The organism is Bacillus sp. JK106 (assembly GCF_053663355.1).
Window position 1 is genome coordinate 25,938 of record NZ_JBSJQC010000007.1, and the last position, 22,948, is coordinate 48,885.

Sequence of the window (22,948 nt, forward strand, 5' to 3'; positions counted from 1 at the left end):
CTACTGCTCCATCTGCCTCGCCAAAAAACTGGCTGCCGTTTCTACCGCTTTATGTTCTACCTCTCCAAGCGCCTGTTCCTTGGAAAAGATGACCACGGCCCCGATAGGATCGCCATTTGCCACGATCGGAGCGATTGTATAGGAGCTCATATCTTCATCAACGTCATTCACAAGCTGCGCGGACTTCACGTCGTTTTCTACCACTGAGCTGCGCTGATCCATCGTTTTTTCGAGCAAATCGCTGATGGCTTTATTCAGAAATTCTTTTTTCGAACTGCCCGAAACGGCAATATACGCGTCACGGTCGCAAATCAAGACGGAATGGCCGAGACTGTCATACAATGCATCTGCATATTCTTTCGCAAAATCGCCAAGCTCACTGATAGGAGAATATTTTTTCAATATAACTTCTCCGTCGCGGTCAACGAATATTTCAAGCGGGTCTCCTTCCCTGATCCGCAGTGTTCTCCGAATTTCTTTAGGAATGACGACCCGTCCTAGATCATCAATACGACGTACGATACCTGTAGCTTTCATCTCTCTGGTGCCTCTCTTTCATGTGATGATATTTAAGGGAAAGTACTAAAGCTCTTTACTTTATGTAGCTTCCGCCACTCGCTTGAAATTAGTATCCGTCACATCAAATGTAATATACACCAGAGAGTAACAATTTTTATGAAGATGCGATTGTTTCTTTCTTCACATTCTGAAGTCCTTTCAGCATGCCGAGAACGGTCTCCAGCCACTCTTCCGTTTTGCGGCCTTTCGTCTGTACTGAGATTTTCAGCTTTTTCCCTTCCATTCCCAGTCCGATCTGCCGGCCGTATTTATTGCCGAGTTCGAATAATTTCTGGCCGTCAATCTGTGCGCTGGCCTCTTCAGAAATGGTAAATCTGATCGCGTCTTTATCCTGCTTGATGAGTTCGACGCGTTCATATTTTCCGTATACCTTCATCTCAGCAACCGTAAACAGCCATTCAACTTCTTTAGGATAGCTGCCGAACCTGTCGATGATTTCATCTTGGAGCTCATTTTTCTCCTCAATTGTGGCGATTGACCTGAAGCGTTTATACATGTCGATTTTTTGCTTGCCGTCTTGTATATAGTTTTCGGGAATATACGCGTCAAGCTCGATATCGATTTCTGTCTCAAACTGTTCGCTTTTCGGAATATCGCCTTTCCGCTCTTCAATCGCTTCCTTGAGCATTTGCGAGTACAGGTCAAAGCCGACTGAGTCGATAAAGCCGTGCTGCTGGGCGCCGAGAAGGTTCCCCGCTCCCCTGATCGTCAAGTCACGCATGGCAATTTTAAAGCCTGATCCCAGCTCGGTAAATTCTTTAATCGCCTGCAGCCGTTTTTCCGCCACCTCAGTAAGCACTTTGTCTCTGCGGTACGTAAAATACGCGTAAGCGACGCGGTTGGAACGGCCGACCCGTCCTCTCAGCTGATACAGCTGAGACAGCCCCATTTTGTCTCCGTCGAACACAATCAAGGTATTGACATTTGGTATATCTACGCCTGTCTCAATAATAGTCGTGCTGACAAGGACGTCTGATTCCCCTTCCAGAAAATTGAGCATGACGCTTTCCAATTCATTTTCAGTCATTTTTCCGTGGGCATATGCCACTTTCGCATCGGGAACAAGCATGGAAATTTCATCAGCCTTCCGCTCGATGTCATCCACGCGGTTGTACAAGAAATATACCTGTCCTCCGCGCGCCAGTTCTCTTTCGATAGCTTCTCGTACAAGCGCGCCGTTGTATTCCACGACATATGTCTGAACAGGGAAACGGTTTTCCGGCGGCGTTTCAATAACGGATAAGTCCCGCACACCGAGCATGGACATATGAAGCGTACGCGGAATCGGCGTCGCTGTAAGAGTCAGCACATCGACATTGGCTTTGATCTGTTTGATTTTTTCTTTATGCGTTACGCCGAAGCGCTGCTCTTCATCAATGATGAGCAAGCCGAGATCTTTATAGACGACGTCTTTAGACAAGAGCCTGTGGGTTCCGATTACGATGTCTACCGTTCCGTTTTTCAGGCCTTTAATCGTTTCATTGGACTCTTTTCTCGTTCTGAATCGGCTGAGAAGACCGATGTTAATCGGATAGTCCTGAAAACGCTCCATAATGGTTTCATAATGCTGCTGCGCGAGTATTGTCGTCGGCACAAGAAGCGCGACCTGCTTTCCGTCTGCGATCGCTTTAAAGGCCGCTCGGATGGCTACCTCCGTCTTCCCGTATCCCACATCACCGCAAAGCAAACGGTCCATCGGGCGCTCTCTTTCCATATCCTTTTTAATCTCCTGAATGGAACGGAGCTGGTCCTCTGTTTCCTGATAAGGGAAAGCAGATTCGAACTGCCGCTGCATTTCATGATCGGGCGAGAACGCATAGCCTTTGCTTGCTTCCCGTTCCGCATAAAGCTTAATCAGATCATCGGCAATATCCTGAACGGAGTTTTCAACTTTTTTCTTCACCCGTTTCCATTCACTGCCGCCCAGTTTATAAAGCTTCGGTTCTTTTCCTTCAGAGCCGACGTACTTCTGCACCTGATCGATTTGTTCTACAGGGACGTACAGCTTATCGCTGCCCTGATAATGAATGTTGAGGTAATCTTTATGAATGCCTTTGATTTCTAGTGTTTCGATCCCCAAATACTTACCGATCCCGTGGTTGACGTGGACGACATAGTCACCGACCTGAAGCTCGGAATAGCTTTTGATCCGTTCGGCATTTGTCAGCTTCTGCTTTCTCGGCTTTTTCTTGATTCGGTTTTTGAACAGCTCTTCCTCCGTAATGACGGCCAGCTTCATCAGCGGCAGTTCAAAACCGGATTGCAGCTCGCCTTCCATGACATAGACCTGTCCTTGCACAAGCGCTTTGGAGCTGTCCGTTTTTGCGGCTTCAATTTCGTAATCAGCCAGCACGGATGCCAATCTGTCGGTTCTGTCCTTATTTGCGCCTAAAAAGACGACGGTGAAGTTTGATTTCTTAAAGCGCTCCATTTCACCTGAGAGGACATTCATCTGCCCGTGAAAACTCTGCATCTGCCGGCTTGTCACATTCACGATATTCTGAGGGCTTGTATGCTGGACATGACGCAAAAATAATGAATAATAAATAGCCGGGCGCCGCTTTTCGCTCATAAGCTCCTGAAAGCTGAAGGATAAATGAATGTCATGCAGAATTTTCCCTTCCTCGAGCAGACTTGTCGTAAATTCGGCCTCTTCTTTTTGCAGCTGATCCTCCATTTCATGAATGCGGCTGACCTCGTCTAACAGTAACAACGTGTCTTCCGGTGTATAATCTAGCAAACTAGCAGGTTTTTCGTAAAAGTACGAGAGATACTTCACAAGTTCCTGATCAGTCTGTCCCGTTGATAACCGTTCTTTATCATGTGAGATATTGATATGAAGCATTTCCTTTTGTTTGTGCTGCTTCAGCTTTTTCAGACTGTCGGCAAGCCCTTTATCGAGCCTTTCCATTGCCCGGGCTTTTTCTTCCGCCCTGATGATCAATTCCTTCGCCGGTCCGATCGCCACATGTTTAAGCGTCTCGATTGATCTCTGGTCATCAGAATTGAAGCTTCTGATGGAATCGACCTCCGTATCAAACAGTTCAATTCGCACCGGATGCTCCGACGTCAGCGGATAAATGTCGATAATTCCGCCGCGAATACTGAATTCACCGGGTGCAGAAACCATATCGGAACGCTCATACCCCACCTCTACAAGGCGCGCGGACAGCTGGTCCGGTTCTATATCGTCTCCGAGTGAAATGACGAGCTGGCTGCTTTTCCACAGCTCCTTCGGCGGAAGCATTCTTCTCACTGCCGCAACGGGCGCCACAACGACCGGCGCTTCTCCGTTTGTTAATCTATTAATGACATCAAGCCGCTGAGCGCGCAGTTCAGGACTGGCTACCGCAATTTCTGAAGAAATCAACTCATTCACGGGGTATAAAAAAACAGATTGATCCCCGAGAAGCGCCGTCAGATCTTCCGTCACTTTTTGGGCCTGATATAAATTATGGGTGATAAAGAAAATCGGCCTTTTCGTTTCCTGTGCAAGGGCGGAGGTAAAAACAGAACGCGCGGAACCTGACAGACCCGCAAGCAGCTGTTCCTTCAGCCCCTCATGTAAACCGTTGACAATGGATTTAAAATCATCGCTTTCTTTAATAAAGGTTTGAATGTTGTCCATATGGGCCCTCCTCTCTATTTTCTGCAAGAACAGAAAAACGCTTTGGTCTAGAATCTACACCAAAGCTTCTTATTGAATAAATGTGTTGTGTTCATGGTAGTGCGGATTGCGTTCCAGCGCCTCTTGGCAGTCTTCACAAATTGTAAGAACATGGACATCTCCATTGTCTTTATATGAAATCATATCGTTTCTTTCCTCATTTGTTAAGTGCTGAAATCCAAGTGACTGTGTCGGCACCGTCGAATATTCCAGGCTCCCTACCTTAAAGCCGCAGTGGCGGCAGAAATAATGCAAAGCCATACGTTGGACCTCCTGATGTGAAAAAATCATTTTTCCCTAGTATGGTCTCCCATTATTTATCTTATACATTTGCATTAAATTCGTTCATGACTTCTAAAAATGGTTTCGTTAAGGAAGCTTCGCAGGCTTTTACGGTTTTTGAGACGGCATCGTTGATATGCGGCGCTTCTTCCTTCGTAAAAGCTCCCAGTACATAGTCAACGACTTTCATTCCGTTGACGGGGCGGCCGATTCCGATTCTGACCCGGTCAAATTCAGGGGTTCCGAGGTGCTGTATAAGCGATTTAATCCCGTTATGTCCGCCTGCGCTCCCCTTCGTCCGGAGCCTGATTTTTCCCGTCGGAAGATCAAGGTCATCGTATATGACTTTCAGATCTTCATGATCGGCATCATAATAATCCAGCAGCGGCCGCAAACATTCCCCTGATAAATTCATATATGTAAGCGGTTTAACAAGTAGAACTTTTTTTCCGGAAACAAACCCCATTCCGTAAAGTCCGTTGAATTTCGTTTTATTCAGTTCAATATTCCATTCTTTAGAAAGCTCGTCAATGGCCATAAAGCCGACATTATGTCTCGTGTTCTCATAGGTTTTTCCCGGGTTACCGAGACCGGCAATCACAAGCATCGTAAATCCTCCCTCAACATCGCTGTAATTCTTCTCATTCTAGCACAAAAGACGTAACCTCGGGCGGGTTACGTCTTAAAGCGCTTATTGATTTTCTCCTTCGGGCTCTTCCTCAGGAGACGGTTCTGCATCTTCTTCGAATGCTTCCTGCTTAGGAGGAAGGATGGAAGCCACGACTTCTTCCGGGTCGTTTGTAAATGTATAATTGCCGTCAGCAGTCAGATCTGCGATGGTCAGCACATCATTCATTTCAAGCCCGGAAATATCAACATTGATTGTCTGAGGGATGTCCTTCGGCTTAGCCTTAATCGAAAGTTCATGCAGCGGCTGCTGGATGACGCCTCCGTCTTTGACTCCTTGCGCCTCTCCCGTCAGCTGAATCGGCACCTCGGCCTCCAGCTCCTCACTCATATTCACGACTTGAAAATCGGCGTGCGTCAATTCGTTTTTGAGCGGGTCTGTCTGAAGATCGGTCACCATAACCGATTGCTGATTTCCGTTGACATCAATTGTGATAATCGTGTTTTTTCCTTCGTCCCGCAATGTTTTAAGCAATTCGACACTGTCTAAAGAGACAGGCGTATTCGTTGTTTCTTTACCGTATATAATCCCTGGAACATGTCCTGAATGACGGATTTTCCGAAGCGTCGAACGTTTAAAATCTGTTCTTTCATTTGCTTTTAAAGTTGCCATATTCAGCACCATCCTAATTATCGTTTTATCGTCCTATTAGAACAATACCCACAATAACTGGGATTTAAACCTTAAAGTTTCGGTTTAGCTGAATAAATAGCTGACAGATTGTTTCTCGTGAACGCGGATAATCGCTTCAGCCAGAAGCGGTCCGACAGAAAGCTGCTTAAAGCGGTCGATTTTTTTCTCATCAGGAAGCTTAATGCTGTTCGTTACGACAAGCTCCTTGATTTTAGAGTTATTGATCCGCTCAACGGCAGGGCCTGACAGTACAGGGTGCGTACAGCATGCATACACTTCTGCAGCTCCGTTTTCAACCAGCGCGTTAGCGGCAAGTGTGATTGTGCCGGCCGTATCAATAATATCATCGATCAGAATCGCTGTTTTTCCTTCCACGTTACCGACGATGTTCATCACTTCCACCTCATTCGGTCTAGGACGGCGTTTGTCGATAATCGCGATCGGCGCTTTCAGACGGTCTGCAAGTTTGCGGGCGCGCGTCACACCGCCGTGGTCAGGAGAAACAATAACGATATCTTTCAAGTCTTTACCTTCAAAGTAATGGCCTAAAATCGGAACACCCATTAAGTGGTCAATCGGAATATCAAAGAAACCTTGAATTTGCGGCGCGTGTAAATCAAGCGCAATCACGCGTGTCGCACCCGCTGTTTCAAGCAGGTTTGCAAAAAGTTTTGCTGTAATCGGTTCACGTGATCTTGCTTTTCTGTCCTGGCGCGCATAACCGTAGTACGGAATCACAATGTTGATTGTTTTCGCGGAAGCGCGCTTTAGAGCGTCAACCATAATCAGCAATTCCATAATGTGCTCATTAACCGGCGCACTTGTAGACTGAATGATATAGCAATCACAGCCGCGAATACTTTCTTCTATGTTGATCTGGACCTCTCCGTCACTGAATCTTGTAACAGAGCACTTTCCTAATTGAACTCCTACATTATCCGCGATTTCTTTTGCAAGTTCTGGATTTGAATTCAAAGAAAAAATCTTTAAATTCTTATCTCCGTATTCGTTAGACATGGTAAACCTCCGATTTTAGGATTATTTTTTATGAATATTTTTCACATAATCTTCTTTATTTACTTGTCTTGCTCTGGCAATGGCAAGCGCTTCGCCCGGCACATCTTCAGTTACGGTTGAACCCGCAGCGACGTACGCGCCTTCTCCCACTGTGACAGGTGCGACCAGATTGGAGTTGCAGCCTATAAAAGCGCCGTCTTCAATCTTGGTTAAATATTTTTTCTTCCCATCATAATTGACCGTGATGGAGCCGCAGCCCAGATTCACATCCGTGCCCACTTCGGCATCACCGATATAGCTTAAATGAGATGCTTTGCTTCGGTCGCCGAATTTTGTTTTCTTAATTTCAACAAAGTTTCCGATCTTCACTTCATTGCCGATTGCGGAATCGGGTCTGATGTGAGCAAAAGGACCGATATTTACATCATTCCCAACTTTGCTGCGGTTGACAACGGATTGTTTAATCACGGTGCGGCTGCCGATTGAACTGTCCTCTATCTCAGTGTGAGGGCCGATGACACATTCATCGCCGATTTCAGCTTGTCCCTTTAACACAGTTCCGGGATAAATAACTGTATCTTGTCCGATGCGCGCGTCAGGTGAGATGTACGTATTCATCGGATCGATTAAAGTGACTCCGTTCTGCATATGCCGTTTGTTAATTCGCTCTTTCATATACATTTCAGCCTGAGAAAGAGCGACTCTATCATTCACTCCGAGCGTCTCTTGGAAGTTACCAGTCTGGTAAGCGGCAACAGTTTCGCCTTCGTCTTTGAGGATTTCGATCACATCCGGCAGATAATACTCGCCTTGGGCATTTTCATTCGAAACCTGTTCGATGACACGAAAAAGAGCCTCGTTATCAAAACAGTACGTTCCCGTGTTGATTTCTTTCACAAGACGTTCTTGCTCCGAAGCATCCTTGTGCTCCACGATTTTTTGAACGGCGCCGTCTTCACTGCGGATGATTCTTCCGTATCCGGCGGGATCGTCGGCAACAGCCGTTAACACCGTGGCTTTTGCACCTTTGTCTGTATGTTCATTCAGCATGGCTTCCATCGTCTCCGCTGTCAGAAGCGGTGTATCGCCGCAAATAACGATCGTGACACCCTTTTCTCCGTGAAGAAATGGTTTTGCCTGTTTGACCGCATGAGCCGTACCGAGCTGTTCTGCTTGGAGAGCGTAATCGCTTTTCTGTCCGAGCTGCTTCTTCACATCTTCGGCGCCGTGTCCTACGATGGTGACAAGCTTCGCTAAAGATAATTTCAGAGCTTCGTCTGCGACGTGCTCTACCATAGGCTTTCCGCATACCGGATGAAGGACCTTATAAAGCTTCGATTTCATTCTCGTTCCTTTTCCGGCAGCTAAAATCACTGCAAACCGCTTATCCATTTAATGGCCTCCAATATCCCTTTTATCCATAGAAAAATATATCCTAAATAGCTGTTGATTTCAAGAAGACATCAAAAAGTGCAAGAATTTTCTATGTAATCGCTTTATTACTGAAAAATCAGATTTAAAAAAGGACTGCCGGAAAAGGCCTTGTGCCAGCCTTTATCAGCAGTCCTTACATTTTGTTATGTTTAAGAAGCCCCGGCTTCTTCATATTCTAATGCTTCAGAATCACCCAAACGATGATACTCATTTAAAACAGCATCCTGGATCTTGCCCCGCGTGCTGGAATTAATAGGATGAGCAATATCGCGGAATTCTCCATCAGGGGTGCGTTTACTCGGCATCGCAACGAAAAGACCATTGTTTCCATCAATCACACGAATATCATGTACGACAAATTCGTGATCCAGCGTGATGGATGCAATCGCTCTCATGCGACCATCGGTATTCACGCGGCGTAATCTTACGTCAGTAACTTCCACAGTAGTTCACCACCTTTTCCCTATATAAAAGCATTAGTCTAACAATTCCACGATTCTTTTTAAATTCCTGCACGTTTCAAAAAGTTTTTTTGAAAATATAGGATATACATACACAATTAGGTGATAAACCATATTTGGGGATCATATACTGCATAAAAAAAGTGATCCCGGAGACCGGAACCACTTTTCTGAGATTTAAGATTTCACCAGCGCAATGACTTCAATTTCCACGAGAGCGTCTTTCGGCAGTCTCGCCACTTCCACACAAGACCTTGCCGGCTTATGTACATCAAAGTATTGTCCGTACACTTCATTCACTTCCGCAAACTGCTCCATATCAGCAATAAATACCGTGGCTTTGACAACCGTCTCGAGAGAAGCGCCCGCTTCTTTCAGCACAGCTTTTAAATTGCTGAACACCTGATGCGTTTGTTCTGTGATATCACCGTTTACCATTTCTCCTTCAGCAGTAAGAGGAATCTGGCCTGAGCTGTAAAACATGTTGTTTACGATGATTCCCTGTGAATATGGCCCGATCGCTGCCGGCGCGTGTTTCGTATGGATTGCTTTTGTCATTTTTCTGTCTCCCCATTCTTTAAATGCTGTTCTTTAAAAAATCGCAGAAAATTGCCGTTTTGAATCTCAATCGTTTTGTCTTTCATATTGATGGTTGAAAGCGTGAGCAGTGACATGTATTCATCGACAAGCCGTTCATTCACTCCCTCGGCTTCAACCAAGACGCCTATTCCCGCGACGTTTGCATTAAACTCATCAAGCAGGCTGATCATGCCGTTAATGGTGCCGCCGGCTTTCATAAAGTCGTCAATAATCAAAACGTTCGAACCCGTAGCCAAACTTCTTTTCGCAAGCGACATTGTTTGAATGCGGTTAGACGACCCTGATACATAATTGATGCTCACCGTGGAGCCTTCAGTCACTTTATTGTCCTTTCGCACGATGACAACCGGAACGTTCAGATAACTGGCCGCTGCGTAAGCAAGAGGGATTCCTTTTGTCGCAACGGTCATCACCACATCAATCTCCCGCTCCGCAAAAACGGAAGCAAAAAGCCTGCCTACATGAGAGAGGACAGATGGTTTTCCTAAGATATCCGTTAAATATACATAACCGCCCGGAAGGATACGCTCAGGATTTACTAAAGACTGTCCCAGCTCCTGTATAAACGCTTCTGCTTCAGCCTGTTTCACTTTCGGAATGTATTTGACGCCTCCGGCAGCTCCCGGCACTGTAAGCAGCGTCCCAATGCCTTGCTGTTCAAAGGTCTGTTTAATAATCGTTAAATCTTCACTGATTGATGACTTTGCTGATTGATACCGTTCTGAGAAAAACGTTAACGGTATTAATTCATGCGGATGGGTTAACAAATAATTTGTTAAGTCCACCAATCTGCCGCTGCGACGAAACTTCATGAACTTACCCCCAAAATCCGAATAATTTAAAAATAATATAACTTAACATACGGATTTAATCAAGAGCATTCTGTTCGCCGATCATCCGCACCGCGTACACTTGATCACAGAAACCTCTTAACCCATTATAAATCCGCTGCACCTTAGATTCGTATTGAACCAAACCGAATACAGTCGGTCCGCTTCCGCTCATTAACACCGCATCAGCGCCGAAGCGTTTCATTTGATTTTTAATCATCGCCACCTCGGGATGGAGGCTGAGCGTAACCGACTCCAATACGTTCCCTAATTGTCCGCATACCTTTTGGAAGCTTTTTTCTTCAATCGCGTCAATCATCGCCTGCACATCAGGATGCCGAACCTGCTGTAAGTTCAGCCGGCGGTACACTTCGGCAGTCGATACCCCGATCGTCGGTTTGGCGAGCATGACCCAGCAATGAGGCGGAGCACTGATGTGCCTGATCTTCTCACCGCGTCCGGTTGCCAGGGCAGTGCCTCCGTATACACAGAAGGACACGTCTGAACCGATTTCAGCTCCAAGCTCTGCAAGCTCTTCGACAGAAAGCTTTAAATCCCAAAGCCTGTTCAGCCCTCTGAGCGTGGCTGCCGCATCGCTGCTTCCGCCGGCAAGCCCTGCCGCTACAGGGATCACCTTTGTAATCATAATCGAAACGCCTTTTTTGACTTGAAACCGTTCTTTAAGCAGTTTGGCTGCCTGATAAGCCAGATTCCTTTGATCATCCGGAACAAAGCGATTATGCGACGCCACTCTGATAACGTTTTCGGGCAGTTCTGTCAGTTCAATCCGATCTGCCAAATCAATTGTCGTCATGATCATCTCCACTTCGTGATAACCATCCGGGCGTTTACTCGTCACATCGAGGGACAGATTGATTTTGGCCGGCGCTTTTTCTAAAATACGCATAGCTTTCACCTACTTCTCCATCTAAACATAAGTATGAACATTGTATCACATTTGGAGACCCGGAGGTACTTATCCGAAATTGACGCCGGTTTTGACAGCCGATAGAAAAAACCGGGGAACGGATTGTCCCCCGGGCCACTGCATTATCGGTTATTTTGGTTCTGAGCCGCCATCTGCTGTTCGGCAATCTCGATCGCACGCTTTACCATATTCCCGGCGTCACGCGCCCGAATGCCTCCCCAGCCTTCGTTTTTCACCGTATCGTAAAAACCAAGGTCCTTCGCCAGCTCATATTTGAACTCATCTGACATAACTCCACGACGTCTGCCCAAACGAAACAACCCCTTTTATAGAATTGATCACCATTCGTGCACGCCACGATAAAACATGTGACACCTATAGCTTCCGTTTAATCGGCTGAAACTTTCGAGGGAATAATTAGAAGAGCTTTAGAAGGCAAAACAAAAAGCAGTAAACAAAAGGTTCACTGCCCATTAAAATGCTACTGAGCTTGCCGCATCGTCATTGAATGTCAATTCAACAGTCTCAGTCAGAATATCAGCATAACTGTATGAAACTCTTTCAAACGAATTCTCGTCTTGATCTAGTTGTATCACAAAAACAGAAGGGTACGTCTCAGCTAAAATGCCCGAACGCTCAATCGTTTTTCGGCGGCCGCCGTTTGCTTTTAACGTAAGCCGTTTACCTAAATTCCCATCAAGCGATCTTTTTATATCGGACAACGTCTTCGCCATTGCATCCACCTCACTACATTTATTGTACAACAAGAGCCCAATTTTGTCAAATAAAATTTAAATTATATCAACGTTAATAAGTCATTGTCAACAAAATTATTTTGACAAAATTCTATTGATTTCTGCGTTATTTTTCACAAGTTCCGGAAATTTATGTATCAATATGTAAAATAATTAACCCGCATAGCGAAATATATGCGGGTTTTATCACTCATCCATTTGATTTATACGGCATACCGACACGCAGCACACCCTTCGTTTCAATTCCTCCCAGCCCTTTCTCTCTCGTCAGCGTATTTCTCAGGACATCCCATACATTGATCCGCTCCATAAACGGAGTGAAGCTGATTTTCGCGACAATATATACCGGGTCAAGCGCATGAATATTGACGCGTGACGGCGAACTTGCGAAATTCGCGCCCGCTCTGATTAAAGACTCAAAATGAGATTGGCACGCCCCCGCGAATATGACCAGCTGATCCAAATGAGGGACTTTACGCCTCGCTCTCTGAACGGTTTCGACAAAGTGTTTGGAATGCCTGTAGGCGCTTAAATCGTTCACGTCTCCCTTATGCTTGGAATATGCATCATGGCCGGTGATGACTAAAATATCCGGCCTGTATTTATCAAGCAGCTCGTCAATTGACGCCGGCATTTTTTTCTCATGGCAATGAATTCCGTATACCGGCACACCGATTTTTTCATAAAAGTTCAGGCACTTTTTCAAATAGGCCTCATCGCCGTCCAGATGCAATACCTTTCCGGGCATATGAAAGTAGTGCTCCTGATGCTGATATTGATTTGTCGCATAATATTCCTGTTTTTCCCGAAGCAGCTTATAATCCTGGCGGAGCAGCTCGAGAGATTCATTCATCCTGCTTTCATCTCTTTTCTTTCTCATGGCCTGTTCGTCTTTTCTCACAGGCTCCAAATCAGAAAAATCAGCATCCGCAATCAATCTGACTTCGTCACCATGCAGGATGGCAATTGAATTTCCGTTGCTTGTTTGCTCTATACCGATAATGCGAAATAAAACATCCATTTGATAGGATTTCCTGGCTACCATATCTCCTATTTGAAATTGCACGTTACCCACTCCACAAATAGACTAAGCCTCATCATGAAAGAAGTCTTGGCAAATGCACCTCTTTCCGCTGCGGCGCTTGATGTTTCAAGCTTTTCTTGCAGTTGAATGAATAAGGTTCTCCTCTAGCCTATGTAGCGGCAGTCCAAGTGGTGACGCAAAACAAAAAGCCCTCTTAGAAAAGGGCTTTATGCAATCCGTTGGACAAGAGCGCGAATTCTTCTATGGACAGGGATTCACCGCGCCGCTTTCCGTCAATATTCGTTTCTTGAAGAACTTCTTCAATTTGAGCTTTTTTCTCTTTCCCGCCCGGAAGATTGTTCACAAGGTTGTTCAGCAAGGTTTTCCGGCGCTGTGCGAAGCTTGCTTTAATCAGCTGGAAGAAAAACGGTTCATTATCGACGTCAACCGCCGGGCCGTCACGAAGCAAGAGACGGATGACGGCGGAATCGACATTAGGCTGAGGTACAAACACCGTTTTCGGGACGGTCATGACGGTTTTGGCCTCCGTATAGAACTGAACCGCAATGGAAAGCGATCCGTACTCCTTAGAGGAAGGATCAGCGGCCATCCGCTCAGCGACCTCTTTTTGCAGCATCACGACAATTCCTTTTAACGGAAGATGTTCTTCCAAAAGCTTCATGATGATCGGCGTCGTCACATAATATGGGAGATTCGCCGTCACCATAATTTCATCACAATCCTGAAACTGCTCTTCAATGACGGATTTGACGTCTGCTTTCAGCACATCTTGATGAATGATCGTTACATTGCCATATGGAGACAGCGTATCATTGAGAATGGGCAGCAGGCGCTGATCAATTTCAAACGCGACGACCTTTTTCGCCCGTTTGGCAAGCTGCTCTGTCAGCGCGCCGATTCCGGGCCCGATTTCAATGACTCCGGTCCGATCCGTAATTTCCGCATGGTCCACAATTCTGTCCAATATATTTGTATCAATTAAGAAATTCTGTCCCAGACTCTTTTTAAAAGAGAAACCGTACTTTTTCAGAATTTCCTTCGTTCTGATAGGTGTCGCGATATCTTTATTGTTCATCCTGTTCCTCCTGCCTCATAGCATCGAGCGCATCAATAAAATCACTTCTTTTGATTTGAAACATTTGCAGCCGTTTTTGAAGCTGCTTGCCGTTTGTATAGCCGATCTTCAGCAGGTCGCCCAATCGTTCGCGGCGTCTTTTGGCAGCCGGTCCGCCGATCAGACCGGCCTGTATGACATCTTCAGCTGAAATCTCACTCGGCTTTGCCTCCATCTCTTCATGCACATTTTCCAGACATGCTCTGATGCTTTCAATGGATGCGTGCTCAACGCCAATGCCGCGCTTGTTTTTCGGTTTGGCAAGATGTTTGGGCAGAAATGCGTGTTTACAGCCGGGTACTGCTTCAGAAATGGTTTTCCGGATCTTTTCCCCCGGAAAATCCGGATCTGTCAGCACGATGACCCCTCTCGTTTCCTGCGCCAGCCGAATCTGCCTGATGACTTCGTCTCCGATTGCGGAACCGTTTGTCTCGATCGTATCCGCATCAACGGCAAGTTTTATGCGCGCAGTGTCATCGCGTCCCTCGACTACAATAATTTCTTTAATTTTCATTACTTCCTCCAAAAAAACTTTTTATATCCAAAACGAAACCTTTGCTTACATGTCACGTCTAATATACTGAAAATACACTTTACCTATTATAACGAAAAAAACAGAGGGCGCAAAACCCTCTGAGTGAATCGGAATTAATTTAAGATTTTTATTTTGACCTGTTTCTTTCCCCAGCGGTAAGCTGAAGATTTTTCAGGGAAAAAGACATCAATCCGTCTTCCTTTAATGGCTGAGCCTGTATCAGCGGCCACGGCATCCCCGTATCCGTCTACGTGGACTCTTGTGCCGAGCGGGATGACGCTTGGGTCTACCGCAATGACTTTGGCATTCGGATTGCTTGTCAGGTTAACGCCTGTAGCCGTTTGGCCGGAACAGCCGCTGCAGCTTGCGGTATAAGCCGTGGAAGACACGGTGATCACTTTACCGGAAGATCCGTTTTCGTCCGAAGATGCTTTCACAGGTGCACTGAGCTGCTCAATCTTGGGACTGTGCCGTTTTGTGCCGACCGCAATGATCTGATCTTTGCTTTTTTCAGATGTTTCTTCTTTGACAAGCTTTCTTGATACTTCTTTTCCGTTTTCTTTGACAACATGAAAATGCTTTTTAAGTTTGCCTTCTTTTCCTTTTTGAACGATCTTTTCTTTCCCGCTGTCGAGAGACGCATCTTCTTTTTCTTTCACTTGATACGCTATTTTTTCCTCAACTACATCGGTGACTTTTTCGATACGAGTGATTTGTATGCCGGCCTGATTTTTTGTGAGCTTTTCGTGTAATGCCGGTTTTACTTTATCTTCGTCTTTCATGTCCATCTTATGCTGCGTTAAAAAGTCAGCGACCGTAGTCGAAGTCGTCCATATTTTCTTTTTCTTTCCCGCATCATTTACAGTGACCTGAAAAGCCGGGTCGACCGTGACTTTCATGCCGTTTGTCACTTTCGTATCTGCTGCTGGATCTATTTTATCGTGCTGATTCACAGGTGTATGCTGTTCGTTCAGAAATGCGCCGACTGTTTTTGCCGTTGACCATAAAGTCTTTTCTTCTCCGCCTCTTGTCACACGGATCTGCTTTGCAGCATCATACACGACATTCATGTTGTCTGCCAATGCTGTCTGCTTAGACGGGGTAATCCGATCTTCATTTCTCGTCTCTATATGTAAATCTTCCAGAAGTTCCCCAACCGTTTTTGCATGAGTGCGTATTTGCTTTTTCTTGCCGTTGATGGAAACAGAAACTGATTGTTTTGAGAGCTCATGTGCCCCGTATGCAGTCCCGGTTCCGCCCAGCAGAATAATAGCTGCAATAAGAATAACCTTGCTTTTACCAAGCTTTACGGAAAACAGTTTTTTCATTTTTTGTGTGATGAAAAACGCCTCCTTCTCCTCGGAGAGATTATATAGAGTATCTAAAATGCTGTCAACCCTCCCATCTCGAAGATGAAAAACCTTCAGCGTATCCCTCATTATGCAAAAACAAAGCAAAAAAAGGAAGAGAGACATATCGACAACCTATCTTATGAGGAGAAGGAAGCTTGTAGAACCGTTATACATATCCACTGAATCGGACAAGCTTTTACACGTTATGACAGCGCATTCTGTCAGTTCATGCGGAAAAGTCTTTTTGCGTTTTCGGTTGTAATTGAGGCAATTTCTTCATATGTCAGCCCTTTTAATTCAGCGAGCTGTTCAGCAACATATTTTACGTAGCTTGGCTCATTTCGTTTGCCGCGGAAAGGATGCGGTGTCAGGAAAGGACAGTCCGTTTCAATCAGCAAACGGTCATTCGGAATTTCCTTTGCTACTTCTTTTGGTTTCTTCGCGTTTTTGAAGGTAACCGGTCCGCCGAATGAAATATAGAAATTCATATCCATACACTGCCGCGCAACCTCCGCGCTCCCCGTAAAGCAGTGCATAATGCCGCCGACTTCTTCCGCTCCCTCTTCTTTCAAAATTGTGACAACATCTTCCGTTGCATCACGATTATGAATGATAATTGGAAGGTTCACTTCTTTGGCGAGAGCGATTTGTTTCCGAAATACTTCTTTCTGAATGTCTTTTGGTGATTTATCCCAGTGGTAATCCAGGCCCATCTCTCCGATTGCCACGACTTTTTCGTGAGAGGACAGTTCCTTAATCCATGATAAATCTTCCTCTGTCATGTCAATTGCGTCTACCGGATGCCAGCCGATCGCAGCGTATATAAAGTCATATTCCTCAATCAGCTCCATCGCACGCGTGATAGTGGGTTTGTCGAATCCGACAACGACGATTCGTTCAACTTTTTCAGCCTTTGCACGCGCAATGACTTCCTCTAAGTCTGTGTCAAATTGCTCGGCATTTAAGTGCGCATGTGTATCAAAAAGCATCATAAAAACTCCTTTCTTGTTGAAAAACAAAAGGTGTTCGACGGAATGTTACACGTGAAACACCTTTTGCCCCTATTATTTAATTCGAGTGCCTTTCGGTAATGACTGGTCGACAGCTACAACTTTGAGAACGCCGTCCGATTCTCCTGCCAGTATCATTCCTTGAGAAAGCTCGCCTCTCAGTTTTACCGGTTTTAAATTCGTTACACAAATGATCTTCATTCCCACAAGCTGATCCGGTGTGTAATGCTTTGCGATACCTGATACAACTTGGCGCTGTTCAAAGCCCAGATCAATTTGCAATTTCAGCAGCCGATCTGCTTTTTTCACCGGCTCTGCGGACAAGACTTCTGCGACGCGAAGTTCTGTATCCATAAATTGATCAAACGTAATTTCAGGAAGACGCTCTGCTTCTTGCGGCTCTTCCGCCTTTTCTTCTTTAGCAGGAGCAGTTCCTTGCATTTTTTGCTTGATATAAGCTACTTCTTCTTCAGCTTCAAGACGAGGGAAAAGCGGTTCCCCTTTTTTCACTTTCGCGTTCTTCAATTGGCCGAATGTCTGAATGCTGTCCCATGCTTTAAGAGACTGATCCTCAACTCCGAGCTGGGCAAACATTTTTTCAGGCGTCTGCGTCAAGAAAGGCTGGAGCAATACGGCCGAAATACGCAATGATTCAGCTAAATGATACATGACAGAACGTAATTCTTTTTCTTTTTCCTGATCTTTAGCAAGCACCCACGGAGCAGTTTCATCAATATATTTGTTCGTACGGCTGATTAATTGCCATAGCGTTGATAAAGCGACTGAAAACTCCATGTTTTCCATTGCCTTTTCATAAGCTTTAACCGTTTCACCGGCTACGGAAGAAAGCTCTGAATCAAAATCGGTCACATTTCCTTCATATGAACCAATCTCGCCGTCAAAATATTTTTGGATCATTGCGACTGTACGATTCAGAAGGTTTCCTAAGTCGTTCGCCAAGTCATAATTAATCCGTTCTACGAAACCTTCCGGCGTAAAGACACCGTCTGAACCGAACGGTACTTCACGAAGCAGGTAATAGCGAAGTTCATCCAAGCCGTAGCGTTCAATTAACGTTACCGGATCAACGACATTTCCTTTTGATTTCGACATTTTTCCGTCTTTCATCAATAACCAGCCATGCGCGAATACTTGCTTAGGCAGCGGAAGATCAAGCGCCATCAGCATAATCGGCCAGTAAATGGTATGAAAACGGACAATTTCTTTACCGACAAGGTGAACGTCAGCCGGCCAGTACTTTTTGTAAAGCTCATCATTTTCCGTATCGTAACCGAGCGCTGTAATATAGTTGAACAGTGCGTCAATCCATACATACACGACATGCTTCGGATTTCCCGGCACTTTTACGCCCCAGTCGAACGTCGTTCTGGAAACAGCCAAATCTTCAAGCCCCGGTTTAATGAAGTTGTTAATCATTTCATTTTTGCGTGATTCAGGCTGGATGAAAGAAGGATTGTCCTCATAAAACTTCAGCAGGCGGTCTGCATATTTGCTCATGCGGAAGAAGTATGACTCCTCTTTGATTAATTCGACCGGGTGGCCGCTGTCAGGGCTTTTTCCGCCGACAACCTCACCCTTCTCATTTCGTTCCACATCCACCAGCTGTGTTTCCGTATAGAATGTTTCATCAGGGATGCTGTACCAGCCCTCATACTCATCCAGGTAAATGTCACCATTATCAAGAAGTTTTTGAAACACTTTCTCGATAATTTCTTTGTGCCGGCTTTCCGTCGTCCGGATGAAATCATCGTGAGAAATGTCGAGCTGCTTCCATAGCTTTTGGATTTCAGCAACTGCGCGATCCACATAAGCTTGAGGCGTGATATTCTCTTCCTCCGCTTTCTGCTGGATTTTCTGTCCGTGCTCATCCGTTCCGGTTAAGTAGCGTACGTCAAATCCTTTTAATCTTTTGTAACGCGCCATCGCATCGCCGGCCACGGTAGTATAAGCATGGCCGATATGTAATTTTCCGCTCGGATAATATATCGGGGTCGTAATATAAAAAGTATTATTGTCTTGCGGCATGTTGCAACCTCCCATTCAGAATGTCGAAAAGCTCACGCCCAAAGGACGAGAGCGGTTTTATTTGATATACAATATTGATATTTGTCCTCTATCTATGATACCATCTTAGCCTTTAAGATCAAGGATATATACGTACTGCGTGTAAAAGAGTAAATAAAATTAAAAATTTTTATTGAAATTAAAAAAAGTCTTAACATGTCGAAATTTGTCGTATATAATCTACTAATATAAAACATCTTGGTTCGAAAGTCTTGATTTAAAAGGATTTTCAGTAGGATAATAGGTTCGAAAAAGCAGTCAAAAAGCCTGTTATTTCAGGATTTCCAAGGCTTTACTTACTATAAGAACTAATTCTTACAAACAATAGCAAACAAAAAGATTGACGATTATTGGAAACCTTGTTATGCTAGGAATGTAAGGAATTTTGTCGAATAATGACGAAGAAAAATATAAACTACAAATAATTATCTCTCGGGAGGAGACTGTTAATGAAATCTACTGGTATCGTACGTAAAGTTGATGAACTTGGACGCGTCGTTATCCCTATCGAACTTCGCCGTACACTGGGCATCGCAGAAAAAGACGCTCTTGAAATTTATGTTGATGATGAAAAAATCATCCTTAAAAAATATAAACCAAACATGACTTGCCAAGTAACTGGTGAAGTTTCTGATGATAACCTTAAACTTGCCGGCGGCAAATTGGTACTCAGCAAAGAAGGCGCTGAGCAAATCATCTCTGAAATTCAAAACCAGCTTCAAAACCAAAAATAAGCTATTTCATACAAAAACCGTTCTTGTTACGACACAAGAACGGTTTTTTTTATGATTGAATGTGATAAGCGTCATAAATCTCGCGTTTCGGTACGTCCCGATCTACCGCTGTTTGTTTTATGGCCTGTTTGGAAGAGGATCCTTCATTTATGTAATGCTCCACATGTTCTTTCTCAGAAAGCTCCGTCCACCAAGGCTTTTCCTCTTCATCCGGTTCATCGCCTTGATTGCCTTCGACAACGAGACAGAACTCACCGCGGATTTGATCTTCATTTGCCCATTCAAGCACCTCGGCGATGGTTCCTCTGATGAATTCCTCGTACTTTTTCGTTAATTCCCTCGTGACGGCGATGGTTCGATTCCCCAAAACGTCATGCATTGCTGTTAATGTTTCTTTTAATCTGTGCGGCGCTTCGTAAAATATCATCGTTTCCTGCCGTTTTTTCAGGAGTTCGAGTTCTTTCTTCTTTTCTTTTTTCTGTCTGTTTAAGAATCCGTAGAAGAAAAACGGCTGCGGGGTGATCCCTGATGCGGTCAGCGCGGTTAATGCCGCATTTGCACCCGGAAGCGGAACGACATATCCTCCGATTTGGGTGAAATCTCTCACAATCTCAGCCCCCGGGTCGGAAATTGTCGGCATACCGGCATCACTGACCAATGCCACATTCTTTCCGCTTTTCAGCCATTCAATGATTTTATGGCCGCTGCTTTCTTTATTATGTTCATGATAGCTGATGAGAGATGTTTCTATGTCATAAACATGGCACAGCTTTTTCGTCTGTCTCGTATCTTCGGCAGCTATGACATCGGCCGATTTCAGCGTCTCTACTGCACGAAAGGTCATGTCCTCCAAATTGCCGATCGGTGTAGGAACAAGGTACAGAGTTCCCATTTCAGATTTTCCGTTAAAACTCATCTGACGTCTTAACATATACAGCCTCCTTGCTGCGTCGTTTTTCTTCTATATATTGCTCTTTTTTCTTTCGGGTCAGCTGCTTAAAACGGTATTCCGCCTGCATCGCTTCCCGTTTTGTTTCAAATGATTCCGCATGGCATAACGAAACCGGCCTTCTCGCCCTTGTATATTTCGCGCCCTTTCCCTCATTGTGGGTTTTCAGCCGTTTTTGCAGATCATTTGTATAACCGGCATACAGACTGTTGTCATTGCACAGCAGCACATAAAAGAAATGACTATTTGTCTCCATATAAAATCGTGCGGATCTCTTTCGTATATTCATTTTGTTCATTGTATACAAAGAGCGGGGGAAGAATTTTGAGATCAGGGCGGCCGCCTTTAATTCCTTCAACCAAAATGGTATTCGCTTCTTTACCTTGTTTCGGATAAATAAACTGAACCCGTTTCGGTTCTATTCGGTATGCTTTCATTAGTTCAAAGATTTCCAAAAGCCTCCCCGGCCGATGAACGAGAGCCGCTTTTCCGCCTTGCTTCAGCAGTTTGCTGCTGACGGAAATCACATCTTCAAGCGTGCAAAGGATTTCGTGCCTTGCGATTCTGAGATGCTCGTTCAGGTTCTGCTCCGCCTCTTTCGGTGTTTTAAAATAAGGCGGATTGCAGGTGACAACATCATATTTATTATGTCCGAGTCTTTCCGGCATATTTTTCAGATCATCATGAATGAGACTGATCTGACCGCCCAGCCCGTTGTATTCCACGCTTCGGAGCGCCATATCATACAAGCGTTCCTGAATTTCAACCCCGGTGATATCGGCTTTTGACCTTGTGCTGAGCAAAAGCGGCACAATGCCGTTCCCCGTGCATAAATCAACGATGTTCCCCTTTTGAATCGGAACGTATGCAAACTTAGACAGCAGCACGGCATCTAATGAAAAAGCGAAAACCGTCGGACTCTGTACTATTTTCATATCCTCTGCTAATAAGTAATCCAATCTTTCATCATCACGTAATGAAACCATAATCTTATTCCTTTCGGCACTCTTTGAAAAAGGCTTCCGACATCAGCGGAAGCCTTTTCCTTATTTTTTATTTAAGAAGGACAGACAAAAAAGGCAATCTCCCTTGCGGACGCTCCCATAATGGACGTTGCAAATATGAAAGCCTTCTTGATACAGCCGGGCCAGATTGTCGTACCCTTCTCCTATATCACTCTGCTCTGCCTTCTGTGTTTTTGTTTCTTTCTGATCGGCTTTGAATTTCTCAATTTGCTCCGTCGTGTCATCAAGCCGCTTACGCAAATGCTTATTTTCAAGCTGAAGATGGTGATTCTCTTCAATCATTTCGCCGATATGCTGCTTTAAGTCACCCAGCTGACGGTACAGCGAACCGATTTGTTCCTCCAGGTTTATGACAGTATCAAATAACTCTTTTTTATCCAAGGTTCCACACCTCGTTAATCTGTGGTTTGTGCGGATACGACGCCCTCTTCCAAGAGCTCTTCCCAAGTATATTCTATCACTTTTTCACGATTCTTCAGTTCCACCTGAAGCACCCGTTCCAGAATATTAAGACCGACAACCTTTGCGGGGCCGTTTGCCGTCGTAATCATTTCGCCTAAATCCGGCAGCTGTTCTTTTGCCGTCTCATACTCATCATTTTCGTACTTCAAACAGCACATCAAACGGCCGCACAGACCGGAAATCTTCGTTGGGTTCAACGATAAATTTTGATCCTTCGCCATTTTGATGGACACCGGTTCAAAATCACCGAGGAACGTGGAGCAGCAAAGCATTCTCCCGCATGGTCCGATACCGCCGAGCATTTTCGCCTCGTCCCTTACCCCGATTTGGCGCAATTCGATTCTCGTTTTAAAGATAGAAGCCAAGTCTTTGACCAATTCCCTGAAATCAACCCGTCCGTCTGCCGTAAAGTAAAAAATGACTTTATTGCGGTCAAACGTAAATTCAACATCAACCAGCTTCATATCTAAGCCGTGGTCAGCCACTTTTTTCTGACAGACTTCAAAAGCGGACAGGGCCTCCTGTTTGTTTTCTTCTACAATGAGAAGATCGCGTTCATCAGCAACGCGAATGACCTTTCGAAGCGGAAGCACAACATCATGCTCGTCCACTTGTTTATTTGCGATGACAACCTGCCCGTATTCGACACCTCTTACGGTTTCAACAATGACGCAGCTGTCTTGTTCTATATCAAATCCGTTCGGATCAAAATAATAAATTTTCCCCGCTTTTTTAAAGCGGACGCCTATTACGTTGTACAAGC

25 protein-coding genes are annotated in these 22,948 nt (G+C 44.9%); 1 reads left to right on the forward strand and 24 read right to left on the reverse strand.

Annotated features, from left to right (window positions below; all coding sequences use genetic code 11):
• The 19 genes from spoVT to metG form a co-directional block, all read right to left on the reverse strand.
• Window positions 1-537 (reverse strand): stage V sporulation protein T, encoded by a 537-nt coding sequence (spoVT, locus tag ACWJJS_RS19515; RefSeq protein ID WP_070081264.1) that lies wholly within the window; start codon window positions 535-537, stop codon window positions 1-3.
• A 136-nt stretch (window positions 538-673) separates the two neighbouring features.
• The gene (gene mfd, locus ACWJJS_RS19520; RefSeq protein WP_454023829.1) at window positions 674-4,207 is read right to left on the reverse strand and encodes a transcription-repair coupling factor; all 3,534 of its coding nucleotides are present in this window, start codon (window positions 4,205-4,207) and stop codon (window positions 674-676) included.
• 69 nt (window positions 4,208-4,276) lie between these two features.
• Entirely contained in the window at window positions 4,277-4,507 is a 231-nt protein-coding gene (locus tag ACWJJS_RS19525; RefSeq protein ID WP_004264650.1) for an anti-sigma-F factor Fin family protein, read from the reverse strand.
• A gap of 61 nt (window positions 4,508-4,568) precedes the next feature.
• Window positions 4,569-5,135 (reverse strand): aminoacyl-tRNA hydrolase, encoded by a 567-nt coding sequence (pth, locus tag ACWJJS_RS19530; RefSeq protein ID WP_004264652.1) that lies wholly within the window; start codon window positions 5,133-5,135, stop codon window positions 4,569-4,571.
• Window positions 5,136-5,219: 84 nt separating this feature from the next.
• On the reverse strand, window positions 5,220-5,828 hold the full coding sequence (locus tag ACWJJS_RS19535; protein ID WP_070081262.1) for a 50S ribosomal protein L25/general stress protein Ctc: 609 nt from the start codon (window positions 5,826-5,828) through the stop codon (window positions 5,220-5,222).
• A gap of 84 nt (window positions 5,829-5,912) precedes the next feature.
• Window positions 5,913-6,866 (reverse strand): ribose-phosphate diphosphokinase, encoded by a 954-nt coding sequence (locus ACWJJS_RS19540; RefSeq protein WP_004264656.1) that lies wholly within the window; start codon window positions 6,864-6,866, stop codon window positions 5,913-5,915.
• Window positions 6,867-6,887: 21 nt separating this feature from the next.
• Window positions 6,888-8,258, reverse strand: coding sequence for a bifunctional UDP-N-acetylglucosamine diphosphorylase/glucosamine-1-phosphate N-acetyltransferase GlmU (gene glmU, locus ACWJJS_RS19545; RefSeq protein ID WP_070081261.1), 1,371 nt, complete (start codon window positions 8,256-8,258; stop codon window positions 6,888-6,890).
• Window positions 8,259-8,449: 191 nt separating this feature from the next.
• Window positions 8,450-8,743 (reverse strand): septation regulator SpoVG, encoded by a 294-nt coding sequence (spoVG, locus tag ACWJJS_RS19550; protein ID WP_004264660.1) that lies wholly within the window; start codon window positions 8,741-8,743, stop codon window positions 8,450-8,452.
• Between the two features lie 195 nt (window positions 8,744-8,938).
• Window positions 8,939-9,319 carry a 2-iminobutanoate/2-iminopropanoate deaminase gene (gene ridA, locus ACWJJS_RS19555; RefSeq protein WP_004264663.1) on the reverse strand — a complete coding sequence of 127 codons (381 nt, stop codon included), beginning with the start codon at window positions 9,317-9,319 and terminating at the stop codon, window positions 8,939-8,941.
• Window positions 9,316-10,173, reverse strand: a complete 858-nt coding sequence (gene purR / locus ACWJJS_RS19560) for a pur operon repressor (RefSeq protein ID WP_004264666.1) — start codon at window positions 10,171-10,173, stop codon at window positions 9,316-9,318. The genes ridA and purR overlap by 4 nt, the downstream gene beginning before the upstream one ends.
• A 55-nt stretch (window positions 10,174-10,228) precedes the next feature.
• A complete protein-coding gene (gene ispE, locus ACWJJS_RS19565) occupies window positions 10,229-11,098 on the reverse strand; it encodes a 4-(cytidine 5'-diphospho)-2-C-methyl-D-erythritol kinase (protein WP_004264668.1) in 870 nt (289 codons plus the stop codon).
• Window positions 11,099-11,241: 143 nt separating this feature from the next.
• Window positions 11,242-11,430: a small, acid-soluble spore protein, alpha/beta type gene (locus tag ACWJJS_RS19570; RefSeq protein WP_011996172.1), complete on the reverse strand. Its 189-nt coding sequence runs from the start codon at window positions 11,428-11,430 to the stop codon at window positions 11,242-11,244.
• 162 nt (window positions 11,431-11,592) lie between these two features.
• On the reverse strand, window positions 11,593-11,853 hold the full coding sequence (gene veg, locus ACWJJS_RS19575; RefSeq protein WP_003218330.1) for a biofilm formation stimulator Veg: 261 nt from the start codon (window positions 11,851-11,853) through the stop codon (window positions 11,593-11,595).
• A gap of 211 nt (window positions 11,854-12,064) precedes the next feature.
• Window positions 12,065-12,940, reverse strand: coding sequence for a sporulation peptidase YabG (gene yabG / locus ACWJJS_RS19580; RefSeq protein ID WP_070081260.1), 876 nt, complete (start codon window positions 12,938-12,940; stop codon window positions 12,065-12,067).
• A 172-nt stretch (window positions 12,941-13,112) separates the two neighbouring features.
• Window positions 13,113-13,994 (reverse strand): 16S rRNA (adenine(1518)-N(6)/adenine(1519)-N(6))-dimethyltransferase RsmA, encoded by an 882-nt coding sequence (gene rsmA, locus ACWJJS_RS19585; RefSeq protein WP_025854079.1) that lies wholly within the window; start codon window positions 13,992-13,994, stop codon window positions 13,113-13,115.
• A complete protein-coding gene (gene rnmV / locus ACWJJS_RS19590) occupies window positions 13,984-14,547 on the reverse strand; it encodes a ribonuclease M5 (protein WP_004264696.1) in 564 nt (187 codons plus the stop codon). The genes rsmA and rnmV overlap by 11 nt, the downstream gene beginning before the upstream one ends.
• Before the next feature lie 134 nt (window positions 14,548-14,681).
• Window positions 14,682-16,007 carry a G5 and 3D domain-containing protein gene (locus tag ACWJJS_RS19595; RefSeq protein WP_156736130.1) on the reverse strand — a complete coding sequence of 442 codons (1,326 nt, stop codon included), beginning with the start codon at window positions 16,005-16,007 and terminating at the stop codon, window positions 14,682-14,684.
• 134 nt (window positions 16,008-16,141) lie between these two features.
• Window positions 16,142-16,909 carry a TatD family hydrolase gene (locus ACWJJS_RS19600; protein ID WP_032868379.1) on the reverse strand — a complete coding sequence of 256 codons (768 nt, stop codon included), beginning with the start codon at window positions 16,907-16,909 and terminating at the stop codon, window positions 16,142-16,144.
• A gap of 75 nt (window positions 16,910-16,984) precedes the next feature.
• Window positions 16,985-18,976, reverse strand: coding sequence for a methionine--tRNA ligase (gene metG, locus ACWJJS_RS19605; RefSeq protein ID WP_053573816.1), 1,992 nt, complete (start codon window positions 18,974-18,976; stop codon window positions 16,985-16,987).
• Between the two features lie 482 nt (window positions 18,977-19,458).
• Here metG and abrB point away from each other — a divergent pair, with 482 nt between their 5' ends.
• Complete coding sequence (abrB, locus tag ACWJJS_RS19610; protein ID WP_169510469.1) at window positions 19,459-19,749, forward strand: transition state genes transcriptional regulator AbrB; 291 nt, start codon at window positions 19,459-19,461, stop codon at window positions 19,747-19,749.
• Between the two features lie 49 nt (window positions 19,750-19,798).
• Here the strand turns inward: abrB and rsmI are convergent, their stop codons facing one another.
• The 5 genes from rsmI to ricT are packed head-to-tail and all read right to left on the reverse strand — an operon-like array spanning window position 19,799 to window position 22,946.
• Complete coding sequence (gene rsmI, locus ACWJJS_RS19615) at window positions 19,799-20,680, reverse strand: 16S rRNA (cytidine(1402)-2'-O)-methyltransferase (protein WP_070081259.1); 882 nt, start codon at window positions 20,678-20,680, stop codon at window positions 19,799-19,801.
• Window positions 20,655-20,954, reverse strand: a complete 300-nt coding sequence (locus ACWJJS_RS19620; protein ID WP_004264714.1) for a GIY-YIG nuclease family protein — start codon at window positions 20,952-20,954, stop codon at window positions 20,655-20,657. Before ACWJJS_RS19620 ends, rsmI begins: the two co-directional genes overlap by 26 nt.
• Window positions 20,941-21,684, reverse strand: a complete 744-nt coding sequence (locus tag ACWJJS_RS19625; RefSeq protein ID WP_004264717.1) for a tRNA1(Val) (adenine(37)-N6)-methyltransferase — start codon at window positions 21,682-21,684, stop codon at window positions 20,941-20,943. Before ACWJJS_RS19625 ends, ACWJJS_RS19620 begins: the two co-directional genes overlap by 14 nt.
• Window positions 21,685-21,744: 60 nt before the next feature.
• Complete coding sequence (gene yabA, locus ACWJJS_RS19630; RefSeq protein WP_004264720.1) at window positions 21,745-22,104, reverse strand: replication initiation-control protein YabA; 360 nt, start codon at window positions 22,102-22,104, stop codon at window positions 21,745-21,747.
• Between the two features lie 14 nt (window positions 22,105-22,118).
• Window positions 22,119-22,946, reverse strand: a complete 828-nt coding sequence (gene ricT, locus ACWJJS_RS19635; protein WP_004264723.1) for a competence/sporulation regulator complex protein RicT — start codon at window positions 22,944-22,946, stop codon at window positions 22,119-22,121.
• Window positions 22,947-22,948 lie beyond the last annotated feature (2 nt).